The organism is Pedobacter sp. WC2423, assembly GCF_040822065.1.
GTDB lineage: Bacteria > Bacteroidota > Bacteroidia > Sphingobacteriales > Sphingobacteriaceae > Pedobacter.
This window is the reverse complement of record NZ_CP162005.1, coordinates 4,502,069-4,516,274: the sequence shown is the minus strand read 5'-3', so window position 1 is coordinate 4,516,274 and position 14,206 is coordinate 4,502,069. Positions and strand designations below refer to the sequence as shown.

Here is a 14,206-nt window from a genome sequence, read left to right as displayed (position 1 = left end):
TACCTGGTCTGTGACCGGGCAATTTTAACTGTGAATTGCAGAGGTTTGAATTATAAAAAATCTAGTATATCCTGCATTCCCGTAACCTCTTCTTCAATATTTTTCTTGTATAATTCGGCCTTGGCATCTCCTTCGGTAATAAATTTTACGATAGAAAGGATGGAAGGATATCGAAATAGATCGGGTACAGATACTTTCCACTGAAAAGATTGGTTAATGTAAGTTGTCAACTTAATAAGCTTCAGTGAAGTTCCTCCTAATTCGAAAAAACTCTTATTAACACTGATTTTCTCCATACTGATCTCCAGAACCTGAGACCAGATTTCCACCAGTTTGGCTTCTATTTCATTTGAAGCTGCCTGATAGCTTTCTTCTATCTGGATGTCTGGTACTGGAAGTACCTTTTTATTAATTTTTCCATTATCCGTCAATGGTATTTCTTTGACCACCATGTAATACACCGGCACCATATAACCGGGTAGTTTCGCCGATAAAAACGACTTCAGCAAAGCCACTTCTAATTCTTCACCTGCTACATAATAGGCAATCAGCTGCTGGTCCTCTTTATTGTCATCGGCCAGTACAACAGCTGCTGTAATACCCGGGTATGCAGCCAAGTGACGGGACACTTCTTCCAGCTCTATCCTGTAACCACGAATCTTTACCTGATCATCCAGCCGCCCCTGAAATACCAGCTGACCTGAACTGTTCATCACCGCGCGGTCACCCGTCTGGTACAGCCTTGCACCCTCAATAAAAGGATTGGCGATGAACTTCTCCCTGCTGAGTCCTTCCTGATGAAGATAACCCAAAGCAAGCCCGTCTCCCGAGATATATAACTCTCCACAAACACCCGGAGCAACGGGATTCAAACCTTTATCCAGTACATAAACCTGGGTATTGGCTGCCGGTATGCCTATCGGTACAGCCGCACCCTCATCCTCAGGATTAAACTTATAAATCATACAGCCAACCGTCGCTTCTGTAGGCCCATATTCATTGTATAATTCGACATCACCTCCATACTCAGCGTACAGCTCACCAGCAACCTGGCTACTCAGCTCTTCTCCACCGATAATAAACTTCCGGATCCGGCAAGAAGACACAGCACCCAGCCAGTTACCACTTTTTATCGCCCGCAAATGAGAAGGGGTAAGCTTGATAACGGTAGCCCTGTTTTCAAGGAAAACTTTCTCGATCATTAATGTATTTGGCTCTTCCCGGTATAATACCATAGTACCACCACTAACCAGCGTGCAGAACATACTGGTCACTGTCAAATCAAAGGAGATCGAGCTGTAGACAGGGAAAACAGTTTCAGCTCCGCAGCCATAAACTGACACCGCCCAGCTGATATAATTAACCAGTGACTGCTGGCTGATCATGACCCCTTTTGGCGTACCAGTAGAACCAGAAGTATATAAAATATAAGCAATATCAGCACTGACAGCAACAGAAGTAAATGGTGCTGTATATCTTTTCAATAGCTGCGATTGCGATATTACATCCAGATCGACCAAACTTTCTATTATTGGCAAATTGGAATAACTGCCACGGGTAATCACCAGCTTTAAACCCGAACCCGAAATAATTCCGTTAATCCGTTCTTGAGGATAATGCGGATCTATAGGTACATAAGTACCACCAGCTTTCATCACGCCCAATAGATATGGGATAAGCTCTATTTCACGTTCCAGCAGCAAGCCTACCAGGTCTCCGCGCAATAGCCCTTTTTCCTGCTGAAGGTAATGAGCAATAATAGAAGAACGTTCATCCAGTTCCCTGTAAGTCAACTTTTCTTCTGCGCAAATTAAAGCGATCTGATCTGGAGTTTTTAAAACCTGTTCTACAAAAAGATCAGCAATTGTCTTCTCCCTGGAATATGTTGTTTTCGTATCATTAAAGCCTTTCAGTAAAAAATCGCGTTCCTGATCATAAAGAATATTCAACTGACCTAAGGTCACAAATCCCTGTTCAAGCACTCCAGCTATAATCTTCCTGAAATAAGAAGCAAAACGGGTAATTGTTTCTGCTTTAAATATACCAGTTGCATATTCAAATTCTAACCGTAATCCTGCTGCGTGGTCTGTCACATTTAATCGTAAATCAAATTTAGAAACCACCTCGCTCAATTCCGTGTATCCGATAACAACACCTGGTATTATCAATAAAGGCTGGCTATCATGTTGATAACTGAACATCACATCAAAAAGCGGATTGCGGCTGGTATCCCTTTTAAGCTGCAGTTCCTCAATCATTTCCTCATAAGGATAACTTTGGTGTTCAAAACACGAAAGCGTCTTTTGTTTGATTTCAGCCAGAAATGCTTTGAAAGTAAGTATGCGTTCAGGTGCTACTCTTATCGGCAGTGTATTCACAAACATTCCCAACATATCTTCCAGTTCAGCATGATCGCGTCCACCTGCAGGCACACCAATCACTATATCCTCCTGGTTGCCCAGCTTGCTTAGCAAAACACTAAAAGCTGCAAACATCAGCATGAACATCGTTACCCCCTCCTGCTCCGCTAGTTTTCTAAGTTCCAGGCTTTCCAAAAGCCCCAGTTCACAGACGAACTTCGCCCCCGCATATTGTTTATTCAAAGGACGAGGAAAATCAGCAGGAAGTTCTAATACAGGTACCTCATTCTCATATTCTTTTAGCCAGAAATCTTTGTGTAATACAAGCTGTTTTTGTTGTATCAAGCTTTGCTGCCATACCGCATAATCTTTGTATTGGAGAGCTAATGGCGATAGCTCTTCACCATTATATAAGGCCATGAAATCTTTAATCAGAATATTGCTCGAAATACCATCTGATATAATATGGTGCATATCCACAACCAGCAACTGTTCTTGTGGTGAGAAACTTATTAAGCCTACACGAATCAATGGAGCTTTTGACAGCTCAAAAGGCCGGATAAAGCTATTTAAAACAGTTTTCCATGTTTCATCATCAGCATCCATATGAACGATGTCCAACAACGTTTTATCCAGTAGCTTTTGAAAAGGCACCCCATCTAAGAGTTCAAAATAAGTACGCAATACTTCATGACGCTCAAGCAGGCCATTAAAAGCTTTAGCCAGGCGTTCCTTATCCAGTATTCCCGATAAGCGTAATACCGATGGCATATTATAGGCCGTTGAAGCACTATCAAATTCATACAAAAAGTACATTCGTTTCTGCGCATAAGAAAGCTCATAATAAGTTTTCTGATCCGCTTTTAAAATGACACTCTTTTTCTTTGTATAATTAATAGCCTGGAAAAAATCCAGGATTTCTGCTTTTCTCTCCTTAATATTATTCAGTATTTCATTAGTCAGACTACCTGGTGTGGCTTTTACTGCCACCTGTGAGTCTGTGACTGAAATAAAAACACCTTGCTTTCTTAATTCCGTAATTAGTTCATCAATACGCATAAGATTATAATAAAATTATTTCAGAGGTATCTTCAATACCTGAATTCATCTGTTTTACAGTAATTATATATTCCGATATAGCCGTAATCTGGTGTTTGTGAAACAGATCCTTTAATGGTAACTCCACATCAAAATATTTTCGGATCTTACTTACCAATAATGACGCATTCAGGGAATGTCCTCCCAATTCAAAAAAGCTTTTGTCCGTACTGATTTTGTCCATAGGGATATCCAGCAGACCAGACCAGATTTCGATCAGCTTCTCTTCAGTTTCATTAGCAGCAGGTATATATAGATTTCTTGTCCCTAATTCAATATCAGGTAAAGCCTTCCTGTTAATCTTTCCATTCGGTGTTAAAGGAATACTATCAATCCTTGCGTAATTGACAGGTACCATATACTCAGGCAAATATTGTAGTAAGAACCGTTTCAGATCCGAATCATTTAAAATCTGATCACCAACGTAATAAGCAATTAAAAATTTATCGCCATTTTTTTCCCTGACAGTCACTAAAGATTCTTTTACTCCAGGATAATTCAGCAGGTTACGTTCTATTTCTCCCAGTTCAATTCTAAATCCTCTTATCTTAACCTGATTGTCTATTCTTCCAAGAATTTCAAGATATCCCTGATCCGACCATCTTCCCAAATCACCTGTTTTATAGATAAGCTTATCAGGAGTAAATGGACTCACTATAAATTTCTCCCGTGTTAATTCTTCATTATTCCAGTATCCCCGCGCAAGTCCCGCCCCGCCAATACATAATTCGCCAGGTACACCAACAGGACAAAGTTTATGGTTACTATCCAGAATATAGATGCCGGTATTTAAAATCGGTTTCCCGATGTTTACTTTATTCAATATGGTCAAATCCTGGATGGCCGACCATACCGTTGTTTCTGTCGGGCCATATAGGTTATAGATTTGTCCGGCATAATTTTGCTTTAATTCCTTTAGCAATTCATCAGGAAAAGCCTCACCTCCTACCATCAGGATTTTAATACCAGAAAATACATTTAACTGATGATCAGTTCTGATCAGTGCCTTTAAATGAGAAGGAGTAATTTGTATATAATCGACCTTCCGCGTTATAATCATGTTGATTAAAGCAGTGGTATCTTTTTGTTCCGTTGTACCTGCCAGTACTATTCTTAATCCGTTTAACAAAGGAAGAATAGCCTCTAACACGAAAATATCGAAAGAAATAGTAGTTAAACACAACATACGTCCATCATCCTTGAACACAATTTCCTTATTAATTCCATAAATAAAATTAATGACATTCCTATGTGCTATCATTACACCTTTAGGATTCCCTGTAGAACCAGAAGTATAAATCATATAAGCCAGATCTGAAGAAGAAAAGCTTCTTTTCAGGTTTTCTTTCTTTTCAGATGACCAGGAATTATCGCTCAGACTAATAAAATTGGAATTGCTGTGTACATATGAACTGGTATCTATAACCGTAAAAACAGACTGGCTATCTTTAATAATATAAGCAATACGTTCCTCCGGATATTGAGGATCAATAGGTAAATAAGCGGCTCCAGCTTTCCAGACAGCAAGGATGCTCACAAACATACTGATAGACCGGTCCATGATTAAAGCAATCACATTTTCATTCCGGACTCCTTTACTAAGAAAAAATCTTGCCAGTTGGTTACTTTTTTCATTCAGTTCTTTATAAGTTAAACTTTCATCACCCATAGCAATAGCAATCCGCTCCGGATGATGTGCTACCTGCTCCTCGAATAAATCCACTAATGTTTTTTCTTCCGGATAATCACCTCCTGTATGATTAAACACATTCAGCAATAAATTACTTTCCTGATCAGAGATAATTTCTATTTCGCTTAAGGGTCTCTTAACCTCTTCAAGTACTTCTGTTAAAGTCTTGTTGAAATAAGAGGCGAAACGTGCAATTGTTGCGGCTTTAAACAAACTGGAAGCGTATTCAAATCTCAATTTTAATCCGGTTGCACCCTCCGTCACCTCCAGTGTCAGATCAAATTTAGACATGACCTCACCAAGTTCTATACGCCCTATGTCAAGACCAGGAATAGACAATACTGTTTCCTCGTAATTCTGATAACTAAACATCACATCAAACAAAGGATTACGGCTGGTATCGCGTTTAATATGTAGCTCTTCAATCATCTCTCCATAAGGATAAGATTGATGCTCAAAACAAGAAAGGGTTTTCTGTTTGACCTGATCCAAAAACCCGTGGAAGCTTAAATTACCTTCAGCACTTATTCTTACTGGTATTGTATTCACAAACATGCCGAGAATGTCTTCCAGCTCAGCATGATCCCTTCCCGAAACCGGAACACCAATCACCACATCTTGCTGATTACCCAGCTTACTCAGTAATACACTAAAAGCGGCGAACATCAGCATGAACATGGTCACACCTTCCCTATCCGCAAGTTTTCTTAGTACCAAACTCTCTGCTAATCCAAGCTCCCAGACTAATTCTGCGCCGGCATACTGTTTATCCAGTGGACGCGGAAAATCTGAGGGCAGCACTAGTGTCAGGACTTCATTCTCATATTCCTTCAACCAAAAATCCTTATGCAATTGAATTTGCTCCTGTTGCTGCTCACTCTGCTGCCATACTGCATAATCCTTATATTGCAGCGTTAATGGCGATAGCTTTTCAGCAGTATACAAAGCCATAAAATCTTTAATCAGGATATTTCTGGATATCCCGTCAGATATAATATGATGGATATCTGCAATCAGTACATGTTCTTCAGCTTCCAGCATCACTAATCCTACACGGATCAATGGAGCTTCAGACAGCTCAAAGGGACGAATAAAACTGTTCAGAGTTGACATTAATGTTTCAGCATCAGCGTCCAGATGCACAATTTCCAGCAACACACTATCCAGGATCTTTTGAACAGGTATCCCGTCTGATGTTTCAAAATAAGTCCGCAGTATCTCATGACGCTGCAATAAACCATTAAAAGCTTCCGCCAAACGTATTTTATCCAGCGATCCTGATAGTCTTAATATCAGAGGCATATTATAAGTAATTGAATACTTATCAAATTCTTGTAAAAAGTACAACCGTTTCTGAACTGAGGACAGCTCATATCCAGTTTTTGCACCCGATTCCAGGATATGTCTTAACCCTGTCAGGTCAATTTTATTTTTATGTCCTGCAACATTAAGTCCCTCAGCAATAATTTTGCTCAGCTCCTCTATTGTCGGATTTTCAAAGAAATCAGTTATTGATAATTCAAATCCCAGTTCCTTTCTGATATGATCAGTTAATTTGAGTGCTTTCAATGAATCTCCGCCTAACTCAAAGAAATCCGCATCAGGAAGAATATCTTCTTTCCCAAAAAAACTATTCCATATTTTATTCAGCGTACTTAGAATATCTCCAGGCTGAAAATCTACACCAGCTTTTTGTATAAGTTCGTTATCAGTCTGCTTCTCCACATTCTTATATACCCATTGTTCCATCCTTGCATTAAGATCACCCATTGACACTGTAACTTCAGGAAGATAACTCAAGGATACCAGATGCTCTAAAACCTGGTGCAGCTCATTGATTTGCATTCCATCACTACCGATGTCCTGAAATGCAATACCATCAAAATTCACAGCCGTCCAGTTCAGCATTTTCTTTCTGGACTGCAAATGATTAAGATAACCGTTCATAAGCATGTTAGCAGGTGCATATGCGGCAAACTTGATTCCTCCTATTAAAGTTGAAATCGAAGAAGTCAGCAATAGAAAATCCAGTTTTGCATCGCTCAGTGCTTCATATAACCTATGGAATCCAAGGACTTTCGAACTAAACTGGAGTTCATAATGCTCCTTATTTAACTTACTGATCAAATCAACAGATGCACCATCTATTATTCCCGCAGCATGTATCACTCCATTTATTGGCCCCAAATCATTTTGAATAACACTTAACGCATTTTCCAGCTGATTTTTACTGGTAATATCACAATTGAAGTAAACTATTTCTCCGCTCAGGCTACTAAGCTCCTCCAATCTTTGTTTCTTCTGAAGAATAGGATCTTCAGCAGTATAAAATTCTTTATTATCAATTACAGATGAAAGATCAGTTCTGCCAATTAAAGCTACTTTCGCTTCATATTTTGTCAGTAAATACTTTGCCAATTCAAAACCCAGTTTACCAAGCCCTCCTGTAATCAAATAAACACCTTTGTTCTTTAATTTACTACCCGTTCCAGCTATATCCCGGAGCTGTTCTACATCATGTTCCCAGCGGATATTATTTCTGAATGCTACAACCTTACCCTTATTTTTCTGCTTTATCTCAGTGCATAGCATATCAATGAAACGCGTTGTTGAAATCTGAGCCAATTCCACATCAATATAACTTGCACTAACCTGTGCAAATTCCTGAGCCGCAACTTTAAACCAGGGAATAATAGCACCTGCCCCGATATCACCATTTTCATTTCCGTATACATTCTGCATATCAGCAGTAAGAAGAGAAAAATGTAATTTCCTGCCTGAATTTTTATCCACAGCAGATTTGACCATGTTCATCAAATGGAAAAAATGAGGATTAAAAGATGGGAGATCAATTTGATTCATCACAGGCTCTTCTAAAGTCCAGCTATAGATAATAGCTTCAATAACCACCTCATGTTTTTTAAGATTCTCAAACAAAAGATCAAAATCTCCTGCTAATGTTGGATTAACCTCATAATACCGGGGACTCAGTTCCTTATAGGCTTCTGCCAGATTTACGGTAATGTAGCCTGTTGCTTGCTGATTAAACTTCTGAATTAAAGCATTCGCAAGACCATTCTTATCCGCAAAAATCAAAAATACTGAGCCTTGAGATACTGCAGGAAGATCAGGAGCAGAAATCGTATTTTTCCAGAATCCTCTGTAAAACCAGGAATTAACGTCCAGACTTCTTTCTATAGTTGTCTTTTCATAAAGCTCTTTCTGCACCCGTAAAACTGGATATTTAATTTTATCAAAAGAATAAGCAGGCATTGAAATTTTTCGGCCTGTTACCTCTTTCTGAATATCATCCCACTCCAAGGATAGCCCGTAACTCCAGGCTTTGCCTATTCCATTTAATAAAAACCAAAAATCATCTTCCTTTACATTTATATTTCTTACCAAAGAGACCACATGATGTTGTGCTGTTTTAGCTTTATTTGACTGAACAAAAGCAGTCAGTGTACTTCCTGGTCCAACTTCTATGAAGATTGCATTTCCTTTAGCTAATTCATGCTGTATCCCTTTATCAAATTTGACCTCATGACGCAGGTGTTTAACCCAGTATTCTGCCGAACCAACTGTCAGATCGGATGCTTCTTCCCCGGTTAAATTTGAGATAAATGGGATACTCAGGTTTCCAAAAGTTATAGTATCGAATATACTTCTGAATTCAGGAAGGATTTCATCCATCAGATGAGAATGAAAAGCATGAGAAGTACGTATAACCTTACTCTTATATCCTTTTAATTCTATCATTTCTTTGAATGATAGAATTGATTCTTCGTCACCAGAAACAACACAGCTTTCTGAACTGTTCACTGCCGCCAAAGACAACTTCACTTCATCATTTAAAAACAAAGACAACTCCTGTTCAGAAATCAGGATACTCAACATGAGTCCATGAGCCGTTTTTTGCATCAGTTCCCCTCTCTTCATTACCACCGTCAATGCATCATCCAGTGTAAAGATTCCGCTTAAACATGCTGCCACATATTCACCAATGCTATGTCCTATCATCATTTGAGGATTTATCCCCCAATTCATCAGCAACTTTGCCAGTGCATATTCCAAAATAAATAATGCCGGCTGAGTATACGATGTCTGATCAAGCAGGTTTGATGCTGCATCCGGACTGGAAGGAAAAATTATAGTTTTCAGATCTTTACCTGTTTTCTCATTTACTTTGATAAAACACGTATCAACAATCTCTTTAAAAAAGCTTTCTTTTAAATAGAGGTCTGCAAACATATTTACATATTGAGTTCCCTGACCAGAAAACAGATAAACGACTGCAGGTCTTCCGGATTTCAAAAGACTTTCCTCTTTCGATACAACTTTACCAAGGCTTCTGATCAGTTCCTCCCGATCACTGCAAACCATATGTTCTCTATAAGGAAAATGTGCTCTTCCATGCTGTAACGTAAAAGCAATATCCGCTAATCTCACGTCCTGGTTAAGATGGAGGAAATTAATCAGCTTATCTTTATAACGCTGAAGTGCCTTTTTACTCTTGGCAGAAAGGGGTATAATATATGTACTTTTATTGTCCGTAAAAACTGGAGATAGCGGAGCTTCCTCAATGATAATATGCGCATTTGTTCCTCCAATCCCAAACGAACTTATTCCTGCTCTTCTGGGATGATCGGAACCCTTCCAATATTGAAGTTCTTCATTCACATAAAAAGGACTGTTTTTAAAATCTATATTGACATTTGGTTCAGTAAAATTCAGACTGGGAACCAGCTGTCTGTTTTTCAAACACAATACCGTTTTGATTAAGCCTGCAACTCCAGCCGCAACATCCAGATGACCAATATTGGTTTTTACTGAACCTATTGCACAGCTATTTTTAACCCCGGTGTTAAATGCTTTAGTTAGCCCGGCAATTTCTATAGGATCCCCCAGAACAGTTCCAGTTCCATGAGCTTCAATATAAGATATCGTATCAGCGTGAATATTTGCCTTTTTAATGGCATCTCTAATTACTTTAGCCTGTCCCTCTACACTTGGAGCAGCAAACCCAACCTTCTGATTTCCATCATTATTGGTGGCGCTTCCCTTAATCACAGCATGGATATGATCACCATCTCTAAGTGCGTGTTCAAGTCTTTTCAAAACAACAAGTCCTGCTCCGTTTCCACCCACTGTTCCGGCAGCTTCTTTATCGAAAGCCCGGCAGGCACCATCGGGCGATAGTATCATCCCTTTCCGGTAAACGTACCCTTCATTATCGTGCAAAGTAACTGAGACACCACCCGCTATGGCCATATCACACTTGTTCGCTAAAAGCTCACTACAAGCAAGATCAATTGCTACCAATGAAGTAGAACATGCAGTAGAAACATTGATACTAGGACCTTTTAGATTTAAACGATAAGATACCCTCGAACACAGGAAATCTTTATCCGCATAAGTAAATTCTTCCCACTTATTAATCCAATTATGAGCATCTCTTTCAGGGACAGCTATATTATAATTTGGATTTGGTGTTGCTCCTGCGTAAAGACCAATAGCCCCTTCAAATAGATATGGATTATACCCTGCATCTTCCAATGCTTCCCAGGTACATTCATGGAAAACACGCATCTGAGGATCCATAGACAATGCCTCACTTGGTAAATAGTCAAAAAAACCAGCATCAAAAAGGTCATAATCTTCCAGCATTCCTTTCGCATAAACAACATCTGTTTGCGGGTTATCGATAGCTTTTCTTTCTATTGACTCCTTACCTATAACTAAATTGTGCCAGAATTCTTCCAGATTTGAAGCTCCGGGAAAACGTCCAGACATTCCAATAATAGCAATGTCTCCCGACACAGTGTTATTTTCTTTATTTGTGTTAACAATCACAGACTCTGGTAATTCATCCGGAGTCAGAAATTGGGCTTGCAAAGCAATTGTAGGATATCCAAAAAGATCAGTAATCTGAACTGTTTTATTAAATATTTTACTTAAGCGCCCACTGATTGTAATCAATTTCAAGGAATCACCCCCTACATCGAAGAAATTTTGATTAGTATCAGGTACTTCATGACCAAGTGTTTCAGTCCAGATTTCAGAAATCTTTTTTTCTACCTCATTAAGGCCCGCTGATACCAATATTTTTTTCTTAAAAGATGGCTCTGGCAATGCTTTGCGGTCAAGTTTTCCATTAGCATTTACTGGAATATTTTTTAGCGGGATAAAGTAGGAAGGAATCATATGCGGAGGCAATATCCCTGCAAGCTGATTTCTGATAATACCATCTTCAAAAAGCTGATCCGTAACATAATAAGCAATTAAATATTTGCCCGCTTTATTATCTTTGACTACTACTACAGCTTCTATTATCCCAGGAATTTTCTGCAAATGACTTTCAATCTCTCCTGGTTCAATTCTAAACCCACGAATCTTCACCTGGTCATCTATTCTTCCCAGGTATTCTATATTTCCATCCGGAAGCCAGCGGGCAATATCTCCCGTAGCGTATATAATATCTCCACTTTTGTATGGATTATCTACAAATTTTAACTTTGTCAGCTCTTCATTATCCAGGTAACCAACAGATAAACCTACCCCTCCTATATATAATTCCCCGCTAACACCTTTGGGTACCAGCCTACGATGTTTGTCCAATACATATAATTGTGTGTTATCTATTGGTTTGCCTATGGGTACATTTAGCTGTTCCTGTTCAAAACTACATTCATAATAACTTACATCAACTGTGGCTTCAGTCGGACCATAAAGATTAATCAACCGGCTTTCGCAATATTTATTTAATTTCTGTCCAAACTGAAATACCTGGCCGCCTTTAAGCGCCTCTCCACTAGAAAAAACAAAGCGCAGACTTTTCAGCTTTTTTAAATCAAAGTCATCCTCTAATACTGGTAAAAAAGCACTCAACATGGAAGGCACAAAATGCATAACTGTAATATGACGAGCTTCTATTGTTCTTACAATTTCCGAGGGCACTTTTTCTCCTCCTGGTTTAAGCAAACAAAGGGTTGCTCCATTAAAACTCCACCAAAACAATTCCCAAACAGAAACATCAAATACTACCGGGGTCTTCTGTAATAAAACATCTTTCCCTGAAATGGGATATTCCTTCTGCATCCATTCTAGTCTGTTAACTACTGAGTGGTGTGCAATCATTACCCCTTTTGGTTTTCCTGTTGAACCAGAAGTATAAATAATATATGCCAGATCAATCCCGGACAGTCCAGTTTTTGACAATGATTGTGAAGATGCAAGATTAATCTGAGCTTCGCAATCATCAAGATCAATCACTGTTGCCGATACTGTTCCCTGAAGATATTTTCCTCTTGTGATCAAAACCTTCAATCCTGAATCAGCTATAATTGAAGCAATTCTGGAGGCCGGATATCCCGGATCTATAGGAATGTATGCTGCCCCTGATTTTAATACCCCAAAAATTCCTGCAACAAGATATACTTCCCGTTCCAGCAAAATACCAACCAGATCACCTTTTACTATCTTTCCTATATCCCGCAGATAATTTCCTACCTGGTTAGATAACAACTCCAGATCCAGATAACTCAGATATTTTCCCTCTTCATCCGAAATTAAAGCTGTATGATCAGGAGTCTTTTGAACCTGGGCTTCAAACCTAGAAATAATGGTGGCATCCTTAGGGTAATCGACAGCAGTATCATTAAAATGATATAATAATTCTTCCTCCTCTGCAGCACCAACAATATAAAGCGACTGTGGGTCATCCATGTAATGATCCAGTATTTGGTCTATAATATACAGGAAGTGAGTTTCGAATAACTTGAAATCTATGCTATCGTATATTTCCTCTGCAATAGAAAATTCTATCTCTAAGTTTTCATTAAAAAAAACAGTAACGACCAGAGGTATACCTGTATTTTCAAAAATTGAGTTCATCTGCATATTATAGCTTGAATGACTATTCAGTACATTCGTCTCCAGCGGATAATTCTCAATAACAACAAGTACATCAAATAAATCAATAGCGGGATCATAGCCAGCCAGCTGCTTGATTTTTGTATAGGGTACTTCGGCATGTTGATTTAATTCGATCAACCCCTCATGTACATGCCTTATTATATCTAAAAAACTGCTATGTCCAGCAGATGTAAATCTGACAGGTATAGTATTAATAAAATTACCAATTATTTCTCCATGCCCCTTCACCCCACTATCGCGTCCAGAAACAGAAGTTGCAAAAACAAAATCTTCACTATTGGTATACTTTTCAAAAAGCAAACCAAAGACAGCATACATAATCGAAGCTTTAGTTATCTTATGTTTAACCGCAAAATCTTCTATCGGCTGTATAGGCAAGTGAAAACTGCGTTTAACAATTCCTTTATTAATTATTGTACCTGCATTTTCTTTCCTGAAGAAGGTCTTTACCTCATAACCATCCAGGTAATCCTTCCAATAATTAAGGTCTTCATCTCTATTACCTTTTTCTTTTAAAGCATGGGAAACTTCTTTATAACTTACCTTATTCAATTCCAACGGCTTTATTCCGTCTATAAGCTTATTATAACAAAAGAAGAGTTCTTTCAATAGAATACCTGTACTCCAGCCATCATATAAAATATGATGATGCGTAATCATCAGCATATAAGTATCCGACGAGGTCTGAATCAGATTTATGCGAAATGGAAGCTCAGTAAGATCGAAGTGCTCATGTTGATCTTTAGTTAAGAAGTCCCGAAGAAAATTTGCAATATATTGATCATTTCCCCCTGATATATCATAAAAACCAACAGCTATTGGAAACTGTTTCAGAATAATTTGTATAGGTTTACTCAGTCCTGCCCAGCTGAATACTGACCTTAGCGCCTCATTTTCTGACTGTACTATGGAAATCGCTTTTCCAAATTTCCCTATATCGAGTTGCCCATTTATTTTTAAAGATAGCTGAACGTTATAAATGTTTCCATTTTCCTCTTTAAGGTATTGAAATAGAATACTCTGTTGAATTTTATTCAATTCGAATATATCCTGGACATTGGATTTTTCTAATTTTTTTTTCACAGTTATTTTGTTTTAATCAGAGGATGGTGAGTAAAAATTA

At 38.5% G+C, this 14,206-nt stretch carries 2 protein-coding genes; both read right to left on the bottom strand.

Going from position 1 to position 14,206, the window contains the following annotated elements:
* Positions 1-50: 50 nt before the first annotated feature.
* Positions 51-3,419: an amino acid adenylation domain-containing protein gene (locus AB3G38_RS18840; protein ID WP_367865338.1), complete on the bottom strand. Its 3,369-nt coding sequence runs from the start codon at positions 3,417-3,419 to the stop codon at positions 51-53.
* 4 nt (positions 3,420-3,423) lie between these two features.
* Entirely contained in the window at positions 3,424-14,166 is a 10,743-nt protein-coding gene (locus AB3G38_RS18835) for an amino acid adenylation domain-containing protein (RefSeq protein ID WP_367865337.1), read from the bottom strand.
* Positions 14,167-14,206: the final 40 nt, after the last annotated feature.